This is a genomic window from Sphingobacterium sp. DR205 (assembly GCF_011064245.1).
GTDB lineage: Bacteria > Bacteroidota > Bacteroidia > Sphingobacteriales > Sphingobacteriaceae > Sphingobacterium > Sphingobacterium athyrii.
Genome location: NZ_CP049333.1, coordinates 2,379,855 through 2,405,314 on the forward strand (window position 1 = coordinate 2,379,855; position 25,460 = coordinate 2,405,314).

The following is a 25,460-nucleotide window of genomic DNA, read 5'->3' on the forward strand; positions in this document are numbered from 1 at the left end:
GCTTGTGACGAGGTTAAACGCAGTGTTATCCATCAACTTAACCTCTTGTTAAAGTAAAAAGGCTTATTTCTGGCCGTGCATTAAAGCGAATCGGGATACTATGGCCAAGGCCCCTGTTGATATAAAGCGTCCGATTTCCATCTAGTTTTTTAACACCCTGGTCATAGTTTTTGTTGGAGACGGGGATTATCGGAGAGCCCCAAAATGGGATCCGAACTTGGCCCGCATGTGTATGGCCGGACAAGATCCACCCTTCATAACCATTCCAAACATCCAGATCAGCAACATCCGGATTATGACAAATGACTAAGCTGGCCTGTTTGCTGTCGTAGTTCTGCATTGTTTTTATCGGGTCGAAGTTTGTTCCCCAGTAGTCGTCCATACCGTAGAGCAATAGGCCGGCTGCGTTTGCACGTTCGTTTCTTAAAACCCTTATTTGATGTTTTGTGATAAGGGCGGTAATCGAATCGGCTGCGGCACTATCCCTAAAAGCACGTCCATAGTCATGGTTTCCTAAGATTGCCACTGTTAGTATTTTTCCTTTTGGTGCCGCTTGCATGACATCATCAAGGTCATCGAGCGGTAGGGCGTTGTTGGTCAACCGGACGAAATCGCCAGTATAGACAATAATGTCCGGGCTTATTTTTTTAATTTTTTTGAAGCTGTTTTTAATAAAATCTTTATCCACATAGTTACCGATGTGGATGTCCGAAATCTGGACAAGCGTTTTCCCTTCGAGGTTCTCAGGAAGATGTCTTATGGGGAGCTTTAGTTGCTCGTATTTTACCCAATGTGGTTCAATCTGCCAAGCGTAATAGCCGGCCAAAGCTGCAATTAAGATGAAGGAGATAAAACCTTTCTTAAAAAAACGTTTCCTTTTCATTGTGTTTTGGCTAACCAACTGGATTTTGTAACCTGCATATTTAGACTTTTCCAAACTTCATTGCCGATGGGAGTATCGGTTGTGACACCTTCATTGATTTCAAATCCTGCTCCTTCATAGCATTTTATCGCATTGCTGTTCCATGCATACACATTCAGATCCGCGCTATCGTATACATCGTCGATGAAAAGAAGTTTTAGCATGGCGTTTATTGTTTTTCTTCCGAAACCCTTGTTGCGCTCCGTATTGTCAGCAATCAATATGCGGGATAGTCTTGGGGTAGCTCTTTCAAAATTTAATTCGCAATGCCCGATAACGTTGTTTGTTTCTGTACTGATAATTTTGTACGCACGACGCTTGGGATCGGCAATGTATTTTTTTAACTGTACGTCAGTGACTGGAAAAGAAAAATAAGGGCCTGCAAATTGCAGGAGTTCTTCTGGGGATTTTATCCAGGATTTGAAGCGCTCAAAGTCGGTTTCTTCAAATGGAAGTAGTGTGATCATAAATTTATTATTGACATCTAAACCTAAGTATAGGATTAAGTTAGATAATTGTTGGACGCTTTCCTAAAAAATATCGTGATTTTTGCGAAATTCGTTACAGATTTACTGACACGACGATTGTATGCCAACACTTGTTTTAGATACCCTTGTAAATGCGCCCATAGCTATAGTTTTTGATCTGGCCCGCAGTATAGATCTGCATATGTATTCGACGAAGAAAACAAATGAGCGGGCAATAGCTGGGATCACCAGTGGGTTGATTGAGGCGGGGCAGATTGTTCGGTGGCGAGCAAAGCATCTGGGCGTATATCAAACCTTGACGGTGCGGATCACGAAAATGGAAAAGCCCTATTTTTTTGAGGATAAGATGGTACAGGGTGTATTTCCGTCGATGGATCATCAGCATCTGTTTGAAGAGCGCAACCGTATCATCAAATTGGTTGCGGAATCAGGAGATTATGTCCGTTATTGCTGAGGATAGGGTAGAAGGTGGTTTTTTGTTTATGGTTTGGCTATAAGGATCTTATCGGTTTCTTGAGGTAATGCTCAGATATGGGTTTTCCAGTAGAAGTTGTTCCTGTAAAAAATCAAAGGCACCTCTCTGGTTCATTGTCACCTGATGGATCTTGGAGAATTCGTTGTAAAAATAGACGCGGAAGCTGTTTGGACCGCGGGGATTCTGAATAATTTTAGTCTCGATGCGGTGGATCTGACTGATCGAGATTTTTTTACTTCCAAAAAAAGGAAAAAATACAAGTTCATGCTCCTGAAAAAGGTACGGCGCAATAGTTGCATAGATGCGGACAAGTCTTCGGGTGTACCGCTGATAAATAGCAAGGTCACGACTATTGAGACCTCGTAGGGCAATAATAAATTTCTGATTTTTGGCGTAAACGAACCAGCTGAGCCCGCCGAATAATACGCCGAAATAGACGAACAATGTACTCAAGAGCGGGAGGGACTTGTAAAAAAATGCCAGTTTATCTGAAGCAGCTGTCCACTTATCCAAAAAAACATAGAAGAAGAAGCCATAGCAAAAAAGAAACATCGCTATAAATAGTCCGATACCAGCATTACGGACTTTGCAGATTTTCCTTATCTCAGTTTGTAAAAATGAACTGTTGTGGGCTGAATAACTTTCCATATCATGAATTAATAGTGTGTAGGCTTGTTTTTTTTGTCAAATAAGAAGGTATTGGTTCCGTGCGATGATCGTCAGATCTGGATTTTCCTCGAGAAGCTGTTTCTGTAGAAAATCGAAGGCAGCTATCTGGTTCATTGCTACCTGATAGATTTTTGTAGCTTCATTATACAGATAGATGCGGAAGCTGTATGTATCACGATAATTACGGACAAATTTTGTTTCTATGCGTTTGATCTGATTGATTGGAATCTTTTTATTTCCAAAAAGAGGGAAGAATATAAGTTCATCTTTACAGAAAATGTAGGGCGCAATGGCTGTATATCGCTGAGCAAGTACGCTTGTGTACCGTCGATAGGTACCTAAGTCATGGCTGTCGAGCTGCTTTAGGGCACGCATATATTTTTGGTTTTTGATATATAAAGCCCAACTTAATCCAGCAAATAGTATTGTCGGAAATAGGAATAATGTGTAAAGGGATAGGGTGGAGCTATGGTAAAAAGTCGGCTTTTCCGGGAGGTGAAACCACCTGTCCGAAAAAACATACAATAAAATAGCAAAGTAGATGAGAAACGATAACATTATAAAACCGATAGCATTGTTATGGGCTTTTTTTATTTTCTTGATCTCGATCTGTGCAAACAAACTGTCTTCGGCTGAACAATTATGCATATAATGAATTATATAGTAGTGCAAAGATAACAAGAAGGAAGACTTTTTGCTTGTCTGTGTTTTTAAAATTTTTGTTGTTGTTTCGACTTTATCATTTAAATAGTGTCTTCTATATGTGATTTTTTTATTATTTCTTAGCTATTTTTCCATGTGGAAAATCTAGTGATATCGTGCATAAAGTACTTATGTCAATTAAAAGATATAGTTAAATAAGAGGCTAACGCATGTCGGCGGACAGCTGTTGATGATCATCTATTTTTGCTGTGCGCTATCTGGAGTAGGCTATTTTTATGGTTTTTAAGACAACTTTCTGACTGACCTATATTCTGCTACTCTTGTTGTCTTTGGAGGGCTTCTGTCTCTTAAAAATGTGGTTAAATAAAGGGCCACTGCGATACATGCTGACGGATAGTTGTTGATGATCATGTATTTTTGCTGTGCGCTATTTGAAGTAGGCTTATTTTTATGGCTTTTAAGACAACTTTCTGACTGACCTATATTCTGCTACTCTTGTTGTCTTTGGAGGGCTTCTGTCTCTTAAAAATGTGGTTAAATAAAGGGCAGCTGCGATACATGCTGGCGGATAGTTGTTGATGATCATGTATTCCTTTTCTTTGGATATTATAAAAAGGTGTTTTGCTGCAAGCAAGCAAGCAAGCAAGCAAGCAAGCAAGCAAGCAAGCAAGCAAGCAAGCAAGCAAGCAAGCAAGCAAGCAAGCAAGCAAGCAAGCAAGCAAGCAAGCAAGCAAGCAAGCAAGCAAGCAAGCAAGCAAGCAAGCAAGCACCCAATGCAGGGCGGGCTGTTGTGTTGAAAAAAAAAAGGTATGGATAAAATTTTATCCATACCTTTTTTTTAATGAAAACTGTAGTTTTTACTGTTTTTTATATGTTATTTTTTTATTTATGTAACGTATGTAATGAATTCTATTTCAAATGATAATAAAATATAATTTTCTGTATTTGGCTTTATGCCGTGAAAACTCTGAGAGAAGGTTATTTTGACCAATAATGAGCATGATATATGTGATTTAACCCATAAGAAATGCGCTTTTGGACCGCGCCATTTTATCATTTTTTTCGTCCAAATACTTATGCATTCGCGAAGTTATTCTTGATTAACGCATCGTATACAGGTATTTAATGCAGACGATAATGGAAGGTAGGTAAATTTGTGAAGGAAGGCTTTATAGATGTTCTTTTTAGGGAGGGGCGACATCGGTAGCGGTTGTTATGGCTACAGGGTCAAATGAGGTTGTGTGCTGATTTATTGGTGTTTTTAATTTATTTAAATTATTTTATTTCAGTATACTTATGAGCTTTATTTGTTATTTATGTTTATATGTCGAGATTTCTATAATGATAGTGTACGAAAGACTGTAGCAACACTTGAAGTCCTAGGAAATCATTCCTAATGGATGAAAAATATGTTATTTTGGACCGATGTTGTCCGCTTTTGAGAGTCGTTTTAGTTGTCTTGATTTGGAGCAACTTTGGATTTTGTCAGCAAGATTTTTCCTTTGATGAGGTCGTCGTTGAATTGACCGACGGTTGTTTTTTGAAGCATCTCGGACAGGCTGTTGCGAATGCTTTTAAATTCGTGATGTAGCGGACAGGGGTACTGTTCGGAACAGAACTCCAGGCCCATCCCGCAGCCCACAAAAAGGTTCTCCCCATCAATTGCTTTAACCACATCTGACAAGGGGGTAGACATATCGGATGCATCCAGATAGAACCCGCCTCCGGGGCCTTTCATGGACCGGATAATACCTGCTCGGCTTAAATTTTGCAAGATTTTACCTAAGAAAGCTTCGGGAGAATGGATATTTTCAGCAATTTCTTTTATGCCTACGCGTTTGTTTTCTTGCGAACGTTGTGCGATAAAAAAAACTGCCCGGAGACCATATTCGCATGTTTTGGAAAAAATACCCATAATCTGTTCTTGCTTTTCCACAAAGGTACAAAATCAAGAATAGCCATCCGCAATCCATGAAAAATTTACGGATGGCCATAACTATCCGCTTAACCGAGCTGTAGTGAAGCGGGCCCAAATTCTTCAAAATGAATGTTTTCGGTTTCGATGCCTCGGCTGGTCAAATACTGAAAATGCTTTGCGATAAAACCCGAAGGGCCACATAGGTAGTAGTTGGCTTTTTGCGGCAGATGCTCGGGATCTATTTTAGCAAGATCCACCCAACCCGGTAGATTGTACTTATCGCTCTCTTGGAGTTCATCGTAGAATGAGAAGCAGCTGATGTGCTCGTATTGTTCTTCCAGTGCCATGAGCCTTTCTTTAAATGCATGTAGCTCACTGTTTCTACAGCCATGGATCCAGGTGACTGCATTTTGTCCGTTGGTATTGACCAGCTGTTCCAGCATCGCCATCAATGGAGTCTGCCCGACTCCACCGCTGATAAACACATGCGGATATTTATTCTCCATCAGGTTAAAGGAACCAGTAGGTGCTGTCAATTCCAGCTGCTTACCTACTTGAAAGTATTGATGTAGGTAGTTGCTGACCATTCCTTCCGGTTTTCCAGCAGGAGTTTCTTTTTTTACAGAAATACGGAGGTATTGACCGTTACTGGCATCGGACAGACTATACTGCCGTGGTTGATATAGATGAAGTTCAGGTAGGTAAACGCGCACACTTACATACTGGCCGGCGCTATGTCTGGGAACTTTCCCACCGTCGGTCGGTGCCAGGTAAACCGATTGTATTTCTGCAGTCTCTGAAACGATTTTAACAATATTAAAAGGCTTCCAGCCTGTCCAGCCACCTTCATTTTGGACCATTTGATCATACATCTCTTTTTCGATGCCGATCATCAGATCAGCCAATTGAAAGTAAGCTACTTTCCATGCTGCTATAAGTTCTTCTGTAGCTGCATCACCCAGCACCTCGCGGATAGAGGCCAGCAGATGCTTGCCTACGATTTGATAATGCTCGGGACGGATGTTAAGACTACTGTGCTTTTGCCCGATGTGTTTGACGGCAGATAAGAGTACCGTGGGATTGTCAATATGTTCTGCATAGGCCAATACTGCCGTAGCTAAGGCAGTCTGTTGTTTTGCATTTTGCTGATTGCCCATATTGAAGATATGCTTAAGCTCAGGATTGTGGGTAAACATGCGTTTGTAAAAATAGCTGGTTAGCGCAACACCGTGCTCTTTCAAAACGGGTATGGTTCCTTTGATTAAATCTTTCTGTGTTTCGGTGATCATAATAAAATATTTAAATACCTTTTTGTCTTTTATTTTTTTAAAAAAAAGGAATGAAATGTGATTTTACCTCTTTTAGAGGTTATTATTACTCCTTGATAGGATACATTTGCAAATGACTATCGAAAACAAAAATAGAAAAATTTAATAAAAGACAAAAATATCTTTTATTAAATTTTAAACGAAAACCGATACCGGACATATAGCTAACTGTCGGGCTCTATTGATTCAAAATAGGCTAATGGCCTTTGCCGAATAGGATAACTATTCCCAAGTTTTCAGGTTTTTAGCATAAAATGTCCATTCCGGAGTTTTGATTACATCCTTGTCGATATCATACCAAGGGCTTAATTGTGGATCATTCCAATTATTCAAAAGCTGTATTTCCTGCGCGGGCATATAGCTTTGGGCTAGTAGTACGATTGTCTTGCCTTCCTTATTTTTTGCGAGATCAACGACGATAATCGCATGGCCAATGGGCGAGCCTTTCTGTATGAAAGTGTCTCCGATTTTGACTGCCTTCGTTGTTTTTACATTAGGTAATTCGTCATGTAAAGAAGCTGTATTGGCATAGGCAAAGATATACTCCATGTATTTCCAGTATTTTGCATAAGAATAGTCTCCTTTGACATAATTTGTATAACTGCGTGGCTTTCCATCCGATAGGAAGTTAAACTTAATGTCTTGATACCTTTTTTGTTGATAGAGGTAATCGGCGCGTAAGCGCATTACGGCATCGGCGCATTGATGGAGGTCGCGTTTACCAATATCCAGTTTGATAACACTATTGTAGATGTTGTTCCTGGGCTTAATTTTTCCATTATAATAACGGACCTTATGGTCTATCGGGTAGAGCGGAAGGTTTTCCAGAAAACTGCCAAAGTCTTTTGTGGTATAAGGGAGTCTTTCAAAACCGCTGGGTAATGAAATTCTTGTTTTGACAGTCATTCCTGTGGGGGCAATAAACGCCTCAGTATGCTCAGCAGCGGTCTGGTCTTTGGGCTGCGATTGTGATATAGCCGAACTTGGCTGTCCACAGCCAATGAGTGCTTGGAGAGATAGTACAGCTAATAATAAATATGTTGTAGTCATATCGGGTTTTCTAGTCAATGTTTACTGACTCTACTAAGGTAACTAAAATTCAGCAGAGTGCCGAAATCGGGGCAGCCCGCTGCATTGTCCCGCATTATCCATTATTTTAAGGAGCATGGGTATAAATTTGCAACAGTAGGGGCCTTGAAAAATTTAATTTACCTGTTTCCACAACGTTTTTCTGGCGTCAACTGATGTATTTCGTGCTGTTCAAATCAGTGCGAAAAGCCATTAAAGGTGAATTGAATACCTGAGGTACATTGAAACGTACCGGCGGTGTGAAGGAAGTGATCATAACTGAATAGTGTCCATGTCTTGGTTGTACTCTATTTTCTAAGTAAATTAGAACGGGCGTCTGTCTTCATAAGAATCATTGACAATAGATGCCCAAAATAAAATACAACGGATATGAAGATACTTTCAGCTGCCCAGATGAGCTGGGTAGATCAGCAGACCATGAAAGATCAGGAGGTAAGCAGCCTTGACCTGATGGAACGGGCGGCAACAACTGTTTTTGATGAAATAAAGCAGTTATACCCACGTTTGGCGCAATATACTTTTTATATTTTCTGCGGTAAAGGCAATAACGGGGGCGACGGATTGGTATTGGCCAGACTCCTGGATCAGCAGCAGGCTCAAGTCAATGTGTATTTAGTTGATGCGACAGATTATTCAACCGCTAATTTGGCGAATCAAAAACGCCTGCCTGCCCACCTCATTCAGAAGATTAGTCCCGACACTCAGGTTCATATTCCTGCTGGGGCAATCGTCTTGGATTGCTTGTTCGGTTACGGACTGAAACGTCCGCTTGCCGAAGAATGGCGTAGCCTTATCACGGGTATTAATTGTTGTACCGGGCCAATTTATGCAATAGATATGCCTTCAGGGCTGTTAAGTGACGGGCCAACGGCAGCTGAGGCTCCCGTCATACAAGCAGATGTGGTGTATACATTCCAGTCACCTAAACTGGGGTTGTTAATGCCTGGTAATAGCAGGTGGGCCAAAGCATTCCGTGTATTGGATATTGGGCTGAGCAGATCTGCTCTTGAACAGGTTGATACCATATTTCATTATATTGATTTGGCATTGTTAGGCCCGTTCTACCGGAAAAGGAATAAATTTGACCATAAAGGGACGTTTGGGCATTGTCTGATTATTGGTGGCAGCAGGGGAAAGATGGGGGCGGTGCAATTGGCACTGAAAGCAGCTCTGCGCTCGGGATGCGGGCTGGCTTCTGCTTATATTCCTTCCTGTGGATATACCAGCATTCAAACGGCTGTCCCTGAAGCGATGGTAATAAGTGATCCCGAAGAAGAAATGATTACGCAGTTTCCCGACACTCGTACCTTTCAGTCCATTGGTGTCGGAATTGGTATGGGAACGGCACAGTATACGATTGATGCTTTCAAGGTATTTATTATGCAAGGGTTTGATACTGCTTTGGTATTGGACGCTGATGCATTGAATATACTGGCACAGGATCGCGACTTATGGCAATTTGTTCCGAAGGGCAGTATATTGACCCCGCATCCCAAAGAACTGAGCAGGATACTGGGAACTTGGCAGAATGATTTTGAAAAACTTGAGAAAGTGAAGGCCTTTGCGGAGGAATACCAGCTTTATATTTTGATAAAAGGTGCCAATAGTGCAATCGTTACTCCTGATGGCACAGTCTATTTCAATAGCACGGGCAATGTGGGGATGGCTACGGGGGGAAGCGGAGATATTTTGACAGGGATATTGACAGCTTTGCTAGGCCAGGGCTATTCTTCGCAGGAAACCTTGATTATGGGGGTATATTTACACGGCAGGGCGGCGGATATTGCGGTGCAGACGCTAGGCGTTTATTCTTTATTACCGTCGGATATCATTAGTCATCTCCCCGCTGCATTCTTAGAACTGGAGAAACAGTCATGACAGATTGGTATATTGAACAGGTATTTGCGGCTCGTACCTGGAAACTTCGAAAGGAAGTTTTTAGTTCAAAAGGGAATCTGTCGGAGGTCATGCTGGACGGGGATTTTGAGGCATCTCATTTTGCGGCATACAGTGAAAACGAAGTTGTCGGTGTGCTCAGCCTGAAGCGTTCATAAAACGATTATGAAATTCTTTATTTTACTGTCCATCCCGATTTTAGAAGACGGGGAGTGGGCAGTGCCTTGCTGCGTTATACAGTGCAATTTATCAAAACCTTCAATGGTCATCGTCTTTTTGTTCAGATGGATGTGGAGCATCAGCATTTTTGGACACGAAATGGATTTGTTCCGGTGAAAGAATCGGGTAAGCCGGACCGATTTCGAAAAATAGTCTGAGCTGGTATTTAACGATAAGTTTTGACTAACCTCAGGCCCTCATTTCCAGCGGCGGTCTTTATGCGGCCTAAATGTTGGTGTAATCAATCTGGTCTGCCGCTGTAATCGGGCGGATGACGCGACATGGATTTCCTGCCGCAATGACATCAGCAGGGATATCTTTTGTAACCACCGAACCGGAGCCAATTACCGAATTTCTTCCGATACGTACGCCGGGGTTAACAACTACTTGTCCACCGATCCATACATTGTCTTCGATAACGATAGCTGCGGAAAATTCCCAACCCTGATTTCTTGTTTCAAAATAAATCGGATGACCTGCGGTAAAAAGACTGACGTTTGGCCCGAACAGTACATTTGCGCCAATTGTCACAGGTGCGCCGTCCAATATGGTGCAGTTGTAATTGCTGTAAAAGTTCTCACCAATGGAGATGTTATAGCCATAATCGCAACGAAACGGTGGTTCCAGAAAGAAACGGCTACCTGTCGTTTTAAATAGCTTTTGAATGATCTGCTTTCTGAATTTGATCTGTTTGGGTTCGGAGTCATTGAAACGTTTGAGCTCTTCTTTCGCAAATTGCCTTTCTTTAAATAGTTGTCCATCCGTATCGATATAGGGGATGCCCGCAATCATTTTCTCCTTTGGTGATTTCATTCAGTCAATATTTTTGATCTCGCGCAAATATACGGGAAGTTTTTTTAGGCACTACATGGACAGTTAAAATTAAACTGTCGTTTATGGGCTGAATTTATTCTTTCTGGATGAAATAATATACTCTTTACAAACAATTTGCTGCTGAGAAGCATTTAGATAATGGAACACACAGAATGCTATTGTCTTCACGGAAGGCTTTTATTCAAAACAATCATTTCAATGAAAATCGCTTATATCAGTACCTATTTACCCAAAGAATGTGGTATCGCAACCTTCACTTCAGATCTGCTGCATGCAGTGGCCCTACACAATCAGGATCTGACCCAGCACGTTATTGCCGTTGCTGATCGAGATTATCTTTATCCAAGTGAAGTGGTTTTTACCATTGACCAGCACCATCAGCTTTCCTATATCGAAGCTGCCAACTACATCAATGACAATGGTTACGACTGCGTCGTACTTGAACACGAATATGGTATTTTTGGAGGGAATAGCGGTATGTATATTCTTTCGCTCATTAATGCGCTTCATATTCCGCTGTTGGTAAATTTTCATACCATTCTGGAGAAACCGAATGTCGACGAGAAGGCGATTTTGATAGAATTGGTCAAACGCGCTTCCATCGTTGTTGTCATGAGCAATTACGCGATTACACTGTTGAAATCTGTCTATCGTGTCAATACCGCAAAAGTGAGGCTCATCCATCACGGGGTACCCGAGTTTCGTCTTAGTCAGGAAGAAGCCAAAGCGCAGATGGGGCTTTCAGGTAAAAAGATTTTATTGACTTTCGGGTTCATCGGACGGAATAAGGGAATTGAAACCGTAATTGAGTCTCTTGCTGAGGTGGTTAAAGACGAACCTGATCTTTTGTATTTGATCGTTGGGAAGACGCACCCCAATGTACTGGCCCATTCCGGAGAAGAATACCGTGATTATCTCAAGAGCTTGATTGATGCATATAATTTGGAAGAACATGTGCAATTTGTCAATTCCTTTGTCAGCCAGTTGGACCTCGTTACCTACCTGTCGGCCTGCGATGTGTATGTGACTCCTTATGTCAACGAAGCGCAAATCACTAGCGGAACACTATCTTATGCCATCGGGGCGGGGGCTGCAGTGGTATCTACGCCCTATTGGCATGCCAAAGAGCTGTTGGCAGATGGTCGTGGCGTACTGGTAGACTTTAAAAATCCTGCCCAGATGGCGAGGACCTTGACGGCATTATTTAGCAATCAGGAATACCGTATGACCCTGCGCGACAATGCCCGAAACTTTGGTAGGGAGATGACCTGGCGAAATATCGGACTTCGCTACACCCGGCTTTTGGATAAGGTAGTGCCTTCATTGGATGGTTTTAAAGAAAATGTCACCTTTTCTAAAGATGAAATGCCTAAGTTCAGCTGGAAGCATATCGATCGGCTGACCAACCAGGTTGGTATTTTGCAGCATGCGACCTATTCATTGCCCAATTACAAAGAGGGGTATTGCCTGGATGACAATGCGCGTGCACTACTGGTCACTTTATTGGCACAGCGTGACTTTTCAGATAAAAGACTAGACCGTCGTATCTCCACCTATCTGAGTTACATCTACTATCATCAGCGGGAAGACGGGCTGTTTCATAATTTCATGAGCTTTCAGCATAATTTTCTCGATGAAGTCGGATCAGAGGATTCTTTTGGCCGAACGATCTGGGCTTTGGGGGTACTGCTGCGGGAAACAAAGCTGACAAGCTATTATCAGTTGGGGCATGAACTGTTTTTTAGATCTGTGCCAAATTTTCGTCAGCTGCGATCCAATCGGGCCATTGCCTATACCATACTCGGTATCGCGGAGTATTTGCATCATCAGTCGAATGACGAAGTCATGATCGAATTGATGCGGGAACTGGTCGGCAAGTTGATGCGGGAATATGAGGCAAGTTCGGATGACAACTGGCAATGGTTTGAGGCTGTACTGGCCTATGACAATGCTATTTTGCCTTATGCTTTACTGACAGCCTATCCATTTCTCAACGATGAGGCAGTGAAACAATTGGGCTTATCGACCCTGACATTTCTGGAGAGCATTACCGTTCAGAATGGCGCTCTTTCGCTGGTCGGCAATCAGGACTGGGCAAAACAGGGAAAACACATCAGCAAATTCGGTCAGCAGCCGCTTGATGTCACAGCGATGGTGTTTATGTATCGCGAAGCATTTCGTCTGACCAACAAAAAGGTCTATTTTGCCCGTATGATTGCTTCATTCCGCTGGTTTTTAGGTGAGAATGATCTAAAGCTTGGACTTTACGATGAAGAAACCAAAGGCTGCTGCGATGGCCTTGAATCTTATGGAATCAATAGAAACCAGGGGGCCGAAAGCACCCTGTGTTTCTATCTTGCCTATATTATCGTTTACGGTGCTTTTATTGATAGCGCTCAGGATTCAAAATAGCAAGCAGCAAGTCCTCCAGGTTGATTGTCGCATAGGTGGATGCATAGTCAGACATTGCGTAAGGCAAAATCAGCTGTTCATTATGAACCAGTGCACCACAGGAATAAATGACGTTAGGGACGTAGCCTTCGCGCTCCTCGTCATTGGGAGTCATCAAGGGGCTGTGAAGACGGCCTATTTCCACATGCGGGTTGTCCAGGTCCAGTAAGGCTGCGCCGAGGACATACTCGCGCATCGGGCCGACGGCATGTGTCAGGATCAGCCAGCCGTACTTGGTCTCTATCGGCGATCCGCAATTGCCTATCTGCACATATTCATAGGCATATTCAGGTTGCTGAATCCTAATCGCTGTTTCCTGCCAGATATTGATGTTATTGGAATAGGCGATATAGTTGTTTTCACCATCAATACGGCACAGCATCGCATACCTGCCGTTGATTTTTCGGGGGAAGAGTGCCGCCCCTTTATTGGCGATCTCCCCATAGATCGGTTTTACCTTGAAATGGTAGAAATCTTTGGTGGTCAAAAGCTTGGGGAGTATGCTGAATCCGTCGTAGGCCGTGTAGGTCGCATAATAGATGCTTTCTCCTTTTTCATCCTTAAACTGTACAAAACGGGCGTCCTCGATGCCTCTTTTTTCTGTATCCGCAATCGGGAAGATGACCCGTTCGGAAATGGAGGTGTCCAGTGAAAATGTCATTTCATAATGGGATGAGGCCAGCCATAGTGCCTGTTGTAAAAAGGTGATGTTTTCGAGGTTTTCTTCGCTATCCCGTCTGACCTCGTCTATATAACGCTTGAGTTCCTCATAAGTAAACGTTGCTGTTAATTTTTGCTCAAGCTTCATTTTCACTTCCGTGGGTTCGGCATGGAGCTCGTTCATCTTTTTTAAGAAGGACTCCTTATGATAACGGTGGTTTTTGACCTGAATTGGTTTGTCTAGCAAATTACCGATATAATCTATATGGATATTATTGTCCAGGTCAAGCGTTCCGGCACGAAAAACAATCGAAGATACATGGCCTTCACCCGTGGCCCTAAAGCTCAGTATGACCCGTTTTTCACCTTTAAAGAGCTCGGTCTGATCCGGGTGTTCTACAATGGAAGGATTAAAAAGCGCTGCGGATTCAATGGAATACTCCATCGTAAAGTATGAACCGATCAACAGCTTGTCCAATTGGCTGAGTTTATCTTTCGGAAAAGGAACTTTCTCCAGTAAATGGCTCACTCGTTCAAAATTACGTTCAAAAATGTTGATAATGCTACGATGTCTTTTTGTATAGCTACGGAGAATCTGACCAAAAACCTCTTTGCGCTCGGATTCGCTCAGTCCCAGGGTGCGTTTGATGACCTTGACGGTACGCTCGTCACCGAGAGAGAAAAATCTGGCTAATACCCTTTTCTTGTCCGGTTTGAAATAAATGTCTTTTCGATCTACTTTTACAGGTTTATGCATGTCAGCGTTTTTCAAGTTTACACGCTATAAGAACGATCAGCGACGGGTTTTTGTTTTTATAAGCTTCGGATAAAGACAGGATATGTTGTAAAAATGGAGTAACTTTGACAGATACAAATTTTTAGATATGGCTGAAAATAGTTTAGATAAATTAGAACCAAAAGCAATTTGGAAAAATTTTGCTGCCCTGAATGCTGTTCCACGGGCCTCGAAAAAAGAGGAACGTGTCATTTCATTTATGGTAGATTTCGGAAAATCACTGGGATTAGTGACTAGCGTGGACGAAATAGGGAATGTGCTGATCAAGAAACCTGCAAGTGCGGGTATGGAAGACCGCAAGACAATCGTATTGCAGTCGCACTTGGATATGGTTCACCAAAAGAATAACGATACCGTTTTTGACTTCGATAATGAAGGGATCAAAATGTATGTGGATGGCGATTGGGTAAAAGCCGAAGGAACCACTTTGGGGGCAGATAACGGTCTGGGGGTTGCGACCATCATGTCCATTTTAGAATCAGCGGAAATCGTTCATCCGGCTATTGAAGCCTTGTTTACCATCGACGAAGAAACCGGAATGACCGGGGCGTTAGGATTAAAAGGCGGTGTCCTGTCGGGTGAGATCCTATTGAACCTCGATACTGAAAATGACAATGAGATCGACATTGGCTGTGCGGGTGGTATTGACGTTACAGCAACACAATCCTATGCAGCAGAGGCGTGCCCTTCAGATGCCATATCTTTTGAACTTACGGTAAAAGGATTGCATGGCGGGCATTCAGGTATGGATATCCATAAGGGCTTTGCAAATGCCAATAAAGTGATGAACCGACTTTTGTTTAAGGCCAATGAACGCTATGGATTACGTATTGCGTCTTTATTGGGCGGCAGCCTTCGCAATGCGATCCCAAGAGAAAGCGTAGCCAATGTTGTCATAAATAAAGACAAATCGCCTGCATTCGTTGCGGAACTGACACAATTGGCACAGGAAATCAAATTTGAATTTGCCACGACCGAGCCCCTGATGGAAATCATCGTACAGCCAAGCGATGCGGTTCATGCGACCGTTGTTCCTGTCCGCGTACAGGAGAATTTAATCAATTGCGTTTATGCTGCATTGAACGGTGTGTACCGTGTCAGTGCGGATTTCGAGGACCTGGTCGAAACATCCAACAATATAGCTAAAGTTGAAGTGGGGGATGGGCAGATGGCTATAAAATGTTTGACCCGTTCTTCGGTCGAAACTTCCAAGTTTGATCTGGCACATTCTTTACAGGCAGCCTTTGAATTAGGTGGTTTTGCCGTGGCATTCTCCGGCAGTTATCCAGGATGGGCGCCCAACCCGAATTCCGAAATCTTGGAGCTGCTTAAATCCATTTATATGAAACAACATGGCGAGGCTCCGGAAGTTGTCGCCTGTCATGCCGGATTAGAATGTGGCATATTGGGCACAAACTACCCTGGTATGGACATGATTTCCTTTGGCCCCACGATATTGGGGGCGCACTCACCGGCAGAACGTGCTTCCATATCTTCTGTTCAGAAATATTGGCAATTTGTGCTCGAAATACTAAGAGAGATTCCACGTAAATAAGATACTATTATATATTGTGACAATAGCTGCTTAGACGATCGTATCAACATACGAAGGGCTGTTTAAAAAGTTGATGTGTACCTAGAGGTTTTTACCTATATCCCGGGATATATCAACGATTTGGACAGCCCTTTTCTTTACAGCTGTACTCACCCCCAAGTGCCGAGGATTCAGGCTATGTCATCTTTCTTTATCCATTAAACTTGCTTAAAAAACTACCTTCGTTATGATGCCCCTCTTTAGCAATATCCTCAATTATTTTTTTTGACTTCCTTGCAGAAAACGAAAAATAATTGTACTTTCAGGATGAAAAAATGATTTACTAGACCAAAATTTTATTAAATCTCTCCTATGAGGGATTGACCTAATATTGATATAATGACCATAATCCTCATTGTAATCAGCATTTGTTTGCTCATCCTCTGCATTACTTATTTTAAAATTAATGCGTTTCTTTCGTTTTTACTGGTTTCGATTCTTAGCGGACTGTGTTTGGGTATTGCACCGGATCAGCTGGTCGGTACCGTTGAAAAAGGGATCGCGGGCGTTATGGGTAGCTTGACGCTGATTATCGTGCTTGGCGCCATGTTGGGCAAGATTGTCGCCGAGAGTGGTGCGGCCGAAATCATTGCTGTACAGATGGTCCGACTAATGGGGGAGAAATACCTGCAATGGGGATTGATGCTAACGGGCTTCGTGGTGGGGATTCCCTTGTTCTATGGGGTTGGTTTCGTACTGTTGGTACCCCTGATTTTTTCGGTCTCCTATCGGTACAAATTGCCGGCCGTGTATATTGGCTTACCCATGTTGGCTGCATTATCGGTAACACATGGATTTATTCCACCCCATCCTTCACCTGTTGCATTGGTGGCACTTTTTCATGCAGATATGGGGCTGACATTGATTTATGGTCTTTTGATCGCTATTCCGGCGATTGTATTAGGAGGACCTATTTTCGGCCGCCGCCTGCGGAATATGCTCCCGAGTCAAGAATCAATCTTTCGGCAGGAAAAAACAGTTGATCAACAGGCGTATAAGCAGCCTACCGTTGTTACCAGCTTGGCAGTGGCCTTGTTACCTGTCTTATTGATTATCTTATTTACCCTTATACCTTATATATACCATACCGATGACACGACAGTACAGCGCTGGCTGAAATTTATAGGCAGTCCAACAGCCGTGATGGTCATTGCCATAGTTATAGCCACCTACTTATTGGGGTTGAAACTTGGCCGATCCATGGTCAAAGTTATGTCAATCTATGAGTCGGCCGTCAGGGATATCGCAATGATCCTGCTGATCATTGCCGGATCGGGCGTATTCAAACAGGTCATGGAGGATAGCGGCGTGAGCTTGTTGTTGGCCAATACCTTACAGCAGCTTCCGATTTCACCCTTGCTATTAGCGTGGTTAATTACCGCGGTCATAAGAGGTTGCGTGGGGTCGGCAACAGTTGCCGCACTGACAGCTGCGGGCGTTTTATTGCCGATTGTTACAGCGGGCAAGGTTGACCCCAATCTGATGGTATTGGCAATCGGGGCCGGAAGCCTCATGTTTTCCCATGTCAACGATGCGGGCTTCTGGCTGTTTAAGGAGTATTTTGGCCTGAGTGTCAAGGATACTTTATTTTCCTGGTCGATTATGGAAGCCATCGTTTCCATTGTCGGGCTTATCGCTGTTTTGCTATTGCAAATTATTTTATATTAGCTCATATATTTTTAAACATTAAAATCATTCACGATGTACAACGCAGATGAACAATTCGAAAAATTAGGTTTGACACTACCACCGGCACCGGCACCTAAAGGTGTATATAAACCCTACGTTATCGATGGCAAGTATCTTTATCTTTCTGGACACGGACCGGTACAGGACGATGCTTCCCTGATTATTGGACGGATTGGTAGCGATATCAGTCCCGAGGATGGAAAACTTGCGGCCAGACAAGTGGGATTGACCATGTTATCGACAATCAAAACTAATTTGGGCTCCTTGAATAAAATTAAACGGGTTATTAAAGTATTGGGTATGGTCAACTGTACATCCGATTTTCTGTATCATCCCGGGGTAATCAATGGCTGTAGTGAGTTGTTCGCTGCGGTATGGGGGGAGGAAAATGGAATCGGTACACGTAGTGCGGTCGGATTTGGCTCTTTACCGGATAATATCCCTGTTGAAATAGAAGCGCTATTCGAGTTATATTAATCGGTGGATTATGGAAAATTGGTATCGGGTACAAAATGCGGATCAGGTAGATTCCCCGGCACTGCTGGTGTATCCTGATCGTATTGTTCGAAATATAGAAAGGGCACTGAAATTTGTCAATGGGGATGCCGGCCGTTTACGGCCACATATCAAAACCAACAAATGTAGGGAGGTCTGTCAGTTATTGTTGGACAGCGGGATCAGCAAATTCAAATGTGCGACCATCGCTGAAGCCGAACTTCTTGGTATGGTCGGAGCGAAGGATGTTTTATTGGCTTATCAGCCAGTAGGACCAAAGATAGACCGTTTGCTACATTTGATCGAAGCATTTCCCAATACACATTATGCCTGTCTGGTAGACAATGCCGATTCAGCGCATGAGCTATCAGCGCGAGGGCTGCAATATGGCAGGCCTCTTGCAATTTACATCGATGTTAATGTCGGTATGGGACGTACCGGGGCTTCTATCGCCCAAATAGAGCGTCTTGTGCTTGATATTCAGTTACTTGATGGCATTCATTTGATGGGTGTACATGGCTATGATGGACATATTCATGATAAAGATCATCAAGTTCGTGAACAACAAAGCCAGCAGACATATCGTGTACTTGAAATGGCCTATCTGATGGCGCAGGGTTCTACTTCTACACCGCTGACAAAGGTGATCGGCGGATCACCCAGTTTTCCGTTCCATGCCGAACGTGACGATGTGGAATGCAGTCCCGGAACCTTTGTGTTCTGGGATTTTGGTTACGCCGAAAATTATGCCGAACAGGACTTTCTGGTAGCCGCTGTATTGCTGACACGTGTTGTTTCCATCGTGGATCATAAGCATCTGTGTCTGGATCTGGGTTACAAGTCCGTTGCAAGTGAATCGCCGCAGCCCCGTGTCAAATTTTTCGACCGGCGGATCGGAACGATCAAAATGCAGAGTGAGGAGCACCTTGTCGTTGAAGTGCGGGACAGTACCGATTTTAAGATTGGCGATGAGCTATATTGTGTGCCACGGCACATCTGTCCGACAGTCGCCTGTTATGACGAGGTGCAGGTAGTTGATAAAGGAGTTGCTGATCGGGTCTGGAAGGTATTGGCTCGAAGTAAAAAGATAAATTATTGATATGTACGAATTTGAAATGCCTTTTGTGGTTGATGCACACCTCGATTTGAGCATGAACGCCATGGAATGGAACCGGGATCTCCGGCTGCCCATTCAGGAATTGAACCGGCGGGAGGAGGGTATGAATGATAAACCCGACCGGGCAAAAGCGACGGTTACTTTTGACGAACTACGCAAGGGGAATATCGGTATGGTCGTGGCAACGCAGATTGCGCGCTTTGTTCGCCCCGATAGTCCATTGCCAGGCTGGTATTCAGCAGAGCAGGCCTGGGCGCAGACACAGGGACAATTAGCCTGGTACAAGGCCATGGAAGCTGACGGGCACATGAAAATGATCAAAACAAAGGCCGATTTGGATCAACATCGTGCATTGTGGTCTCAGGGAACGGATCATTCAAATAAGCCCATCGGTTACTTGTTGAGTCTGGAAGGTGCCGATTCTCTGGTGGATGTCAGTTATGTGGAAGTCGCCTATAATTATGGTTTGCGGGCGATCGGCCCGGCGCATTATGGGCCGGGGAGGTATGCGAATGGAACCGATTCCTCCGGTAAGCTCAATGCGCAAGGGGTGCAGTTATTGAAGGAAATGGAACGATTGGGCATGATTCTGGATGCCACGCATCTCAATGACGATGCTTTTTGGGATGCCATGGGACAGTATGACGGTGCGATCTGGGCCAGCCACAACAATTGCCGGAAGTTTGTGGATCACAATCGGCAGTTCAGCGATGAGATGATCAGGATTTTAGTGGACAAGGGAGCTGTGATCGGTGTTGCTTTGGATGCCTGGATGATGGTGCCTAACTGGGTGCGCGGTACATCTGACCCGAAATCCAGCAACTGCTCGATGGAAATTATGGCCGATAACATCGATCATATCTGCCAATTGGCGGGCAATGTCAATCATGTTGGCGTAGGAAGTGATTTAGATGGAGCGTTCGGCCGGGAGCAATGTCCTTATGATCTGGAGACCATTGCTGATATCCAAAAGGTTTTTGGCTTATTGAAGCAGCGCGGGTACAGCGATGCTGATCTGACAAAAATTGCCAGTCAAAACTGGTTGGATTTTATGCGGAAGGCCCTGCCGGAGTAATAAGAGGGCAGCAGCTTCAAGTTAACTATTTGATGACAGAAAAAAGGGATTACGGTAAGCAGATCGTTACAAAAGGGCCTGCTTACCCGATAGATATGTCTTCGAAATAAATGATATATTCGTAAACAGAAACAATTCTAAACCGTTATGACGCTTACCTTACGCCTCCAGTTATCCCTGATGATGTTTTTGGAATATTTTATCAAAGGAGCCTGGTTTGTTACTTTAGGTACCTATCTGATCAAATCCCTGAATGCATCGGGAATGGAAGTTGCCAATATATTTTCTACGCAGTCGCTGGGTGCAGTATTTGCCCCTTTTTTTGTTGGTTTTGTCGCAGACCGTTATTTTAATGCGGAGCGGGTGCTCGCGGTTTTACACCTCTTGGGGGCGGCTTTGCTTTATGGGATGTCTCAAGCACCCGATGCCAGCCATTTTTACCCCTACGTCTTTGTTTATTTTATGGCCTATATGTCGTCACTTTCACTTTCCAATGGTATTGCTTTTCGACATATCGCGGATGCAAAAAAGTATTTCCCGGGAATCCGGGTATGGGGAACAATCGGCTGGATCTGTTCAGGTCTTGTGATCAGCTATCTATTCCGCTGGGATAGTCCTGAGGCAATAAGCCGGGGAGCCTTGCATAATACCTTTATTATGGGTGCTGTCTGTTCCGTGCTTTTGGCGTTATTCAGCTTGTTTCTTCCTAAAACTCCACCGCAGATACGGGTAAAAGACGAAAAATTTGATTTTGGAAAAGCCATCGGGCTGGATGCGCTGGGGCTGTTAAAACAAAAGAGTTTCTTAATCTTTTTTGTTACGGCCATAGTGATCTGCATTCCGATTTCGTTTTATTACCAAAATGCCAACCCCTTTTTGGTCAATGTCGGTATGCCCAATCCTACTGCAAAAATGGCATTGGGGCAGTTTTCAGAAGCGATCTGTTTGCTGTTGATTCCATTTTTCTTTAGACGTTTGGGCTATAAGAAAATGATTTTATTGGGCATTGCCGCATGGGCATTGCGGTATCTGTTCTTTGCTTTTGGGGATGGACAGGAAAAGGCCTTTTTGCTTATCCTAGGTATTGTTTTGCATGGAATCTGTTATGATTTTATGTTTGTCGTCGGGCAGATCTATACCGATCGGATTGCTGGTGAAAAATATAAAGCTTCGGCACAGGGGCTGATCACGATTGCCATGTATGGTGTGGGGATGCTGATCGGGTTCTGGGTTGCCGGTGGGGTTTCTGATTATCTCAAAGTGGCTTATGCCGAACAATTCTGGGAATACCTATGGTTTATACCGGCTGGAATTTCATTTTTTTGTCTGCTCCTGTTCGCTGTTTTTTTCAAAGAAGAAAAAATGGTACAGACAGCAGGGGATATCAAGTGATCTGACAAAGTAATAAAAAAGGCTGCTCAAACGCTGAACAGGTCTTCAAAAGTATTTATCTTGCTTTTGAGGTTCATTCCAGTTTTTTGAACAGCCTTTTTCTAAAATAGGGGCTAAATAAGATCTGATTAAACCATATCAAACCATTGCTGATATTTTTCGCCAATAAAAGGAAGAGCTTTTTTCTCACCCGAGAATGCCGCAATCAAACCTAATATAAGAGCGATAAGCAAAATTATACCAACAGCACTCATGATTATTCCACCGATACCGGGGATAAAGCGCAATAGGCCCAATGCAATTCCTGTGACGGTAATACCGATACTCTGTCTGATGTGGAACTGACCTAAAGAAGTCTTTTCCTTATTGTTCATGATGATGGCTGCAATCAGACCAATTAGGGTTAAATAAGAAATGATAGCAACGGTCTTACCGTCATTTGATGATGTGCTCTGCACTTGGTTTCTCTCCATGATACTTATACAATAAAAAGTTTGCTATAAATGTATAAGGCAAATGTAGAAGAGATAATCCCCGTTTTCATTAGCTGAATTCAGGGATATTTAATTTTTTGCAGTGTTATCGCTATGATTTTTTGACTCCTGAGCTTATCCTTCCACACTTTCCAGCAGTTGTTTTTCATGGAGTTCAAAGTATTCGCCTTTTTTCTCCATTAATTCAAGGTGTGTGCCCTGTTCGACAATTTCACCCTGATCCATGACAAGGATATGGTCTGCATTTTTGATGGTCGAAATCCGGTGGGCAATAAAAATACAGGTTTTGCCCTTCATGATGCGACTTAATGAGCGTAAGATGGTTTCCTCGGTTTTGGTGTCCACGGCAGATAAGCAGTCATCAAAGATCAATACGTTTGGTTCTTTTACCAGTGCCCTGGCAATGGAAACCCGTTGTTTTTGACCGCCCGAAAGCGTGATACCACGCTCTCCCACAGCCGTTTCAAAGCCTTCGTCAAAAGCGATGATATTGTCATACACGGCTGCGTCCTTGGCCGCCTGTTCAATCTGTTCCTGCGTGAAATGATCCAGTCCGAAACCGATGTTATTGGCAATTGTATCTGAAAATAAGAATACATCCTGAGGGACAAAGCCAATTTGCTGACGTAGATTTTTGAAATTGAGATCTTTTAATGCGATACCGTCGTATTGAATATTGCCTTCGTCTATATCATACATGCGTAGCAGTAGGTTGGCCAGCGTAGATTTTCCGGAACCAGTTTTTCCAATAATAGCCAATGTTTTTCCGATAGGAACTCGGAAGGATATATTTTTAATGGCTTGAATACCCGTTTCAGGATAGGTGAATGAAATATTGTCTACCTTGATTTCACCTGCGATTTCTTTATCTATTTTGCCATTGGCAATCGGCGATTGGGTTTCAAGGAACTCATTGATCCGTTTTTGTGATGCCGCGGCACGTTGTACCAGCGAAGTTACCCATGCTAAAGACATGGCCGGAAAGGTCAATTGATTGACATAGATAATAAATTCGGCGATGTTTCCGGCAGTGACCGTTCCCTTGGCAACTTCAATACCGCCGATATAGATGGTGATGACGGTGCTGAGACCGATCAGCAATAAGATAAGCGGAAAGAAAACAGCCTGTACCTTAACCAGGTCCAATGCTGTGTTGCGGTAGATCGTACTTTCCTTTTCAAAAGCCTGCATTTTGTTCTGCTCCCGGGTATAGGTCTTGATGACACGGATACCTGCAAATGTTTCCTGAACAAAAGAGGACAGGTTTGCCAGCTGTTTTTGGATTTTTAAGCTGCGCTTATTGATGATTTTATTGACAAAAAGGATGATGACCGATAAGACAGGTATCGGTGCCAACGCATACGTCGCCAGTCTCCCGTTGACACTGTACATGGCATAAATAACCATAATGGACAGGACCACGGTATTGATTGCATACATAATGGCTGGCCCCAGGTAATTACGTACCTGGTTGACATCCTCGGTTGCACGGCTCATCAGATCACCCGTGTTATTTTTGCGGAAAAAACCGAAATTCAGTTCCTGATAGTGGTTGTAAATCTCATTCTTAAGATCATACTCGATATACCGGGAGGTCAGAATAATGGTCTGCCGCATAAAGAACAGGAAAATACCGCGCAAGAGCGAGAGCAACAGGACGACAAAACCAAAGAATAGCAGGCTCGTGCCAAAAACTTTGTAAATAAGTTCCTGTCTGTCAAAACCATCGAATAGCCGATAGAGGTAGATATTTTCTTGTACCAAGTCAAACGCTTCGCGAATTACTTTAGCGGGGAGTACCCCAAAGTAATTGGAAATGATAACGAAAATCACCCCCGGAATCAGTTTCCAGCGGTATTTATAAAAGTACTTATTTAAGTAGGCGAGATCCTTCATATTATGGGTACAAAAATAGGACTAATTCGTCAACTCTGCTTTATATTTCGATGAAATTACTGTCATTGGGAAATCAAATGTTAAGTCTTGGATAAAAAAAGATATTATGCACAACGAATAATTTTCCTACTTTTGCATCAAGTACCTTAAAAAATTAAAACAAATTAGAGTAGTACATTTTATGTCAACATCTCAAAATTCTATTTTTGAATTGATGAGCCAGTCTGGCCATCAAAACTTATTTTTCTGTAATGATGAATTAGTGGGCTTAAAAGCTATTGTTGCGATCCATGATACCACATTGGGTCCGGCAATAGGAGGGGTTCGTATGTTGCCATACGAAACGACAGAAGAAGCTATTGAGGATGCTTTACGTTTATCCAAGGCCATTACCTATAAATCCGCGATCACCGGATTGAACTTAGGTGGCGGAAGTGCTGTTATTATCGGTAATAGCCGTTTGGACAAATCTGAGGTTTTATTGCGCCGTTTGGGCCAATTTATTGAAGGATTGAACGGTAATTTCATTGCTTCTTTGGACGTAGGTACGACACAGCGTGATTTAGAATATATTTATACGGAGACTGACCATGTTGCCGGTTTGCCAAAAGCAATTCACGGCAGTGGGGTTGGCGATACATCAATTTTTGCAGCCCAAGGTGTTTATTTCGGTATTAAAGCTTGCTTGAAAGAGTTGTATGGATCGGAGAGTGTGGCAGGCAAAAAAGTTATTGTACACGGGGTAGGTAGTGTCGGAGAGCGATTGATCGCGATGTTACGTGAGGAAAATGCACGTGTGTATGTGAGCGACATCACTGAGGAGAAAATGCTTAAGGTGGCAACGAAATACAAAGCCGAGCCGATCCCATACAACGAAGTATTCGATCATGAGTTTGATGTCTATTCACCTTGTGCATTGGGAGGTACGGTAAATCCGGAATCGGCGCAAAAAATGCAATGTAAAATAATTGCCGGTTCGGCAAATAACCAGCTGAAAGATGAGGTAACCACAAGTACAATTCTTCATGAGCGAGGTATATTGTATGCACCGGACTATTTAATCAATGCAGGTGCGTTGATCAGCTGTTATTCAGAAATTCAGAATTATGGGGTGGATCACACGGAATTTGTGATCAAAAACATATATAATGCGACCAGAGATGTGTTGAAAAAATCAAAAGAAGAGAATATCTCTACTTTTGAAGCGGCAAATCGCATTGCGGAGAAACGGATCCAAGATATTAAAAAAATCAAGAGATAGTCTTCTTCCCAAAATCGTTCTTATTTATTAGTTTATAAA

23 protein-coding genes are annotated in these 25,460 nt (G+C 43.0%); 12 read left to right on the forward strand and 11 right to left on the reverse strand.

All coding sequences use genetic code 11. The annotated features are described in order from the left end of the window. Positions 1–37 precede the first annotated feature (37 nt). Positions 38–883, reverse strand: coding sequence for a metallophosphoesterase (locus G6053_RS10045; protein WP_165306345.1), 846 nt, complete (start codon positions 881–883; stop codon positions 38–40). Further along, positions 880–1,389 (reverse strand): GNAT family protein, encoded by a 510-nt coding sequence (locus G6053_RS10050; RefSeq protein ID WP_108632232.1) that lies wholly within the window; start codon positions 1,387–1,389, stop codon positions 880–882. The genes G6053_RS10045 and G6053_RS10050 overlap by 4 nt, the downstream gene beginning before the upstream one ends. 121 nt (positions 1,390–1,510) lie before the next feature. On the opposite strand from G6053_RS10050, the gene G6053_RS10055 reads away from it, so the two are divergent. Next, complete coding sequence (locus G6053_RS10055; RefSeq protein WP_165306346.1) at positions 1,511–1,864, forward strand: SRPBCC family protein; 354 nt, start codon at positions 1,511–1,513, stop codon at positions 1,862–1,864. Between the two features lie 48 nt (positions 1,865–1,912). Here G6053_RS10055 and G6053_RS10060 read toward each other — a convergent pair whose 3' ends face one another. Together G6053_RS10060 and G6053_RS10065 are read right to left on the reverse strand one after the other, a co-directional pair. Beyond that, positions 1,913–2,533 carry a hypothetical protein gene (locus G6053_RS10060; RefSeq protein ID WP_165306347.1) on the reverse strand — a complete coding sequence of 207 codons (621 nt, stop codon included), beginning with the start codon at positions 2,531–2,533 and terminating at the stop codon, positions 1,913–1,915. Positions 2,534–2,569: 36 nt separating this feature from the next. Then, positions 2,570–3,202 carry a hypothetical protein gene (locus G6053_RS10065; protein WP_165306348.1) on the reverse strand — a complete coding sequence of 211 codons (633 nt, stop codon included), beginning with the start codon at positions 3,200–3,202 and terminating at the stop codon, positions 2,570–2,572. Positions 3,203–3,838: 636 nt separating this feature from the next. Between G6053_RS10065 and G6053_RS10070 the strand changes: the two genes are divergently transcribed. Next, the gene (locus tag G6053_RS10070) at positions 3,839–4,111 is read left to right on the forward strand and encodes a hypothetical protein (RefSeq protein ID WP_165306349.1); all 273 of its coding nucleotides are present in this window, start codon (positions 3,839–3,841) and stop codon (positions 4,109–4,111) included. Between the two features lie 556 nt (positions 4,112–4,667). On the opposite strand, the gene G6053_RS10075 is transcribed toward G6053_RS10070, so the two are convergent. The 3 genes from G6053_RS10075 to G6053_RS10085 all read right to left on the reverse strand — a co-directional run bounded on the left by G6053_RS10075 (position 4,668) and on the right by G6053_RS10085 (position 7,513). After that, positions 4,668–5,153 carry an Rrf2 family transcriptional regulator gene (locus tag G6053_RS10075; protein WP_346774519.1) on the reverse strand — a complete coding sequence of 162 codons (486 nt, stop codon included), beginning with the start codon at positions 5,151–5,153 and terminating at the stop codon, positions 4,668–4,670. Positions 5,154–5,221: 68 nt separating this feature from the next. Further along, a complete protein-coding gene (gene hmpA / locus G6053_RS10080) occupies positions 5,222–6,424 on the reverse strand; it encodes an NO-inducible flavohemoprotein (RefSeq protein WP_241254973.1) in 1,203 nt (400 codons plus the stop codon). Between the two features lie 261 nt (positions 6,425–6,685). Next, entirely contained in the window at positions 6,686–7,513 is an 828-nt protein-coding gene (locus tag G6053_RS10085; RefSeq protein ID WP_165306350.1) for a DUF4846 domain-containing protein, read from the reverse strand. A gap of 408 nt (positions 7,514–7,921) precedes the next feature. On the opposite strand from G6053_RS10085, the gene G6053_RS10090 reads away from it, so the two are divergent. Continuing rightward, positions 7,922–9,430 carry an NAD(P)H-hydrate dehydratase gene (locus tag G6053_RS10090; protein ID WP_165306351.1) on the forward strand — a complete coding sequence of 503 codons (1,509 nt, stop codon included), beginning with the start codon at positions 7,922–7,924 and terminating at the stop codon, positions 9,428–9,430. Next, positions 9,427–9,606, forward strand: coding sequence for a hypothetical protein (locus G6053_RS10095; RefSeq protein ID WP_165306352.1), 180 nt, complete (start codon positions 9,427–9,429; stop codon positions 9,604–9,606). Before G6053_RS10090 ends, G6053_RS10095 begins: the two co-directional genes overlap by 4 nt. Before the next feature lie 286 nt (positions 9,607–9,892). Here the strand turns inward: G6053_RS10095 and G6053_RS10105 are convergent, their stop codons facing one another. Then, positions 9,893–10,480, reverse strand: a complete 588-nt coding sequence (locus tag G6053_RS10105; protein WP_108632222.1) for a sugar O-acetyltransferase — start codon at positions 10,478–10,480, stop codon at positions 9,893–9,895. A gap of 219 nt (positions 10,481–10,699) precedes the next feature. Between G6053_RS10105 and G6053_RS10110 the strand changes: the two genes are divergently transcribed. Beyond that, on the forward strand, positions 10,700–12,913 hold the full coding sequence (locus G6053_RS10110) for a glycosyltransferase family 4 protein (protein ID WP_165306354.1): 2,214 nt from the start codon (positions 10,700–10,702) through the stop codon (positions 12,911–12,913). Here the strand turns inward: G6053_RS10110 and G6053_RS10115 are convergent. Further along, the gene (locus G6053_RS10115) at positions 12,885–14,369 is read right to left on the reverse strand and encodes a glycoside hydrolase family 130 protein (RefSeq protein WP_108632220.1); all 1,485 of its coding nucleotides are present in this window, start codon (positions 14,367–14,369) and stop codon (positions 12,885–12,887) included. The two genes, G6053_RS10110 and G6053_RS10115, sit on opposite strands and share 29 nt — an antisense overlap. A 127-nt stretch (positions 14,370–14,496) precedes the next feature. Between G6053_RS10115 and G6053_RS10120 the strand changes: the two genes are divergently transcribed. From G6053_RS10120 to G6053_RS10145, 6 genes are all read left to right on the forward strand, one after another. Next, complete coding sequence (locus tag G6053_RS10120; RefSeq protein WP_165306355.1) at positions 14,497–15,963, forward strand: aminoacyl-histidine dipeptidase; 1,467 nt, start codon at positions 14,497–14,499, stop codon at positions 15,961–15,963. Between the two features lie 378 nt (positions 15,964–16,341). After that, positions 16,342–17,670: a gluconate:H+ symporter gene (locus G6053_RS10125; protein ID WP_165306356.1), complete on the forward strand. Its 1,329-nt coding sequence runs from the start codon at positions 16,342–16,344 to the stop codon at positions 17,668–17,670. 33 nt (positions 17,671–17,703) lie between these two features. After that, positions 17,704–18,168, forward strand: a complete 465-nt coding sequence (locus G6053_RS10130; protein ID WP_108632217.1) for a RidA family protein — start codon at positions 17,704–17,706, stop codon at positions 18,166–18,168. Positions 18,169–18,178: 10 nt separating this feature from the next. Then, entirely contained in the window at positions 18,179–19,285 is a 1,107-nt protein-coding gene (locus G6053_RS10135) for a D-TA family PLP-dependent enzyme (RefSeq protein ID WP_165306357.1), read from the forward strand. A gap of 1 nt (position 19,286) precedes the next feature. After that, the gene (locus G6053_RS10140) at positions 19,287–20,378 is read left to right on the forward strand and encodes a membrane dipeptidase (protein WP_241254974.1); all 1,092 of its coding nucleotides are present in this window, start codon (positions 19,287–19,289) and stop codon (positions 20,376–20,378) included. 147 nt (positions 20,379–20,525) lie between these two features. Further along, positions 20,526–21,770, forward strand: a complete 1,245-nt coding sequence (locus G6053_RS10145; RefSeq protein ID WP_165306358.1) for an MFS transporter — start codon at positions 20,526–20,528, stop codon at positions 21,768–21,770. Positions 21,771–21,898: 128 nt separating this feature from the next. On the opposite strand, the gene G6053_RS10150 is transcribed toward G6053_RS10145, so the two are convergent. Next, a complete protein-coding gene (locus G6053_RS10150) occupies positions 21,899–22,243 on the reverse strand; it encodes a hypothetical protein (RefSeq protein ID WP_165306359.1) in 345 nt (114 codons plus the stop codon). Between the two features lie 135 nt (positions 22,244–22,378). Continuing rightward, a complete protein-coding gene (locus tag G6053_RS10155; RefSeq protein ID WP_165306360.1) occupies positions 22,379–24,160 on the reverse strand; it encodes an ABC transporter ATP-binding protein in 1,782 nt (593 codons plus the stop codon). A 181-nt stretch (positions 24,161–24,341) separates the two neighbouring features. Between G6053_RS10155 and G6053_RS10160 the strand changes: the two genes are divergently transcribed. Continuing rightward, positions 24,342–25,421: a Glu/Leu/Phe/Val dehydrogenase gene (locus tag G6053_RS10160; protein ID WP_165306361.1), complete on the forward strand. Its 1,080-nt coding sequence runs from the start codon at positions 24,342–24,344 to the stop codon at positions 25,419–25,421. The last annotated feature ends 39 nt before the right edge of the window (positions 25,422–25,460 follow it).

Bases quoted from the DNA above. Each gene is read 5' to 3' on its own strand.
- G6053_RS10045 (WP_165306345.1), bottom strand. From the start codon at position 883: ATGAAAAGGAAACGTTTTTTTAAGAAAGGTTTTATCTCCTTCATCTTA.
- G6053_RS10050 (WP_108632232.1), bottom strand. From the start codon at position 1,389: ATGATCACACTACTTCCATTTGAAGAAACCGACTTTGAGCGCTTCAAA.
- G6053_RS10055 (WP_165306346.1), top strand. From the start codon at position 1,511: ATGCCAACACTTGTTTTAGATACCCTTGTAAATGCGCCCATAGCTATA.
- G6053_RS10060 (WP_165306347.1), bottom strand. From the start codon at position 2,533: ATGGAAAGTTATTCAGCCCACAACAGTTCATTTTTACAAACTGAGATA.
- G6053_RS10065 (WP_165306348.1), bottom strand. From the start codon at position 3,202: ATGCATAATTGTTCAGCCGAAGACAGTTTGTTTGCACAGATCGAGATC.
- hmpA (WP_241254973.1), bottom strand. From the start codon at position 6,424: ATGATCACCGAAACACAGAAAGATTTAATCAAAGGAACCATACCCGTT.
- G6053_RS10085 (WP_165306350.1), bottom strand. From the start codon at position 7,513: ATGACTACAACATATTTATTATTAGCTGTACTATCTCTCCAAGCACTC.
- G6053_RS10090 (WP_165306351.1), top strand. From the start codon at position 7,922: ATGAAGATACTTTCAGCTGCCCAGATGAGCTGGGTAGATCAGCAGACC.
- G6053_RS10095 (WP_165306352.1), top strand. From the start codon at position 9,427: ATGACAGATTGGTATATTGAACAGGTATTTGCGGCTCGTACCTGGAAA.
- G6053_RS10105 (WP_108632222.1), bottom strand. From the start codon at position 10,480: ATGAAATCACCAAAGGAGAAAATGATTGCGGGCATCCCCTATATCGAT.
- G6053_RS10110 (WP_165306354.1), top strand. From the start codon at position 10,700: ATGAAAATCGCTTATATCAGTACCTATTTACCCAAAGAATGTGGTATC.
- G6053_RS10115 (WP_108632220.1), bottom strand. From the start codon at position 14,369: ATGCATAAACCTGTAAAAGTAGATCGAAAAGACATTTATTTCAAACCG.
- G6053_RS10120 (WP_165306355.1), top strand. From the start codon at position 14,497: ATGGCTGAAAATAGTTTAGATAAATTAGAACCAAAAGCAATTTGGAAA.
- G6053_RS10125 (WP_165306356.1), top strand. From the start codon at position 16,342: ATGACCATAATCCTCATTGTAATCAGCATTTGTTTGCTCATCCTCTGC.
- G6053_RS10130 (WP_108632217.1), top strand. From the start codon at position 17,704: ATGTACAACGCAGATGAACAATTCGAAAAATTAGGTTTGACACTACCA.
- G6053_RS10135 (WP_165306357.1), top strand. From the start codon at position 18,179: ATGGAAAATTGGTATCGGGTACAAAATGCGGATCAGGTAGATTCCCCG.
- G6053_RS10140 (WP_241254974.1), top strand. From the start codon at position 19,287: ATGTACGAATTTGAAATGCCTTTTGTGGTTGATGCACACCTCGATTTG.
- G6053_RS10145 (WP_165306358.1), top strand. From the start codon at position 20,526: ATGACGCTTACCTTACGCCTCCAGTTATCCCTGATGATGTTTTTGGAA.
- G6053_RS10150 (WP_165306359.1), bottom strand. From the start codon at position 22,243: ATGGAGAGAAACCAAGTGCAGAGCACATCATCAAATGACGGTAAGACC.
- G6053_RS10155 (WP_165306360.1), bottom strand. From the start codon at position 24,160: ATGAAGGATCTCGCCTACTTAAATAAGTACTTTTATAAATACCGCTGG.
- G6053_RS10160 (WP_165306361.1), top strand. From the start codon at position 24,342: ATGTCAACATCTCAAAATTCTATTTTTGAATTGATGAGCCAGTCTGGC.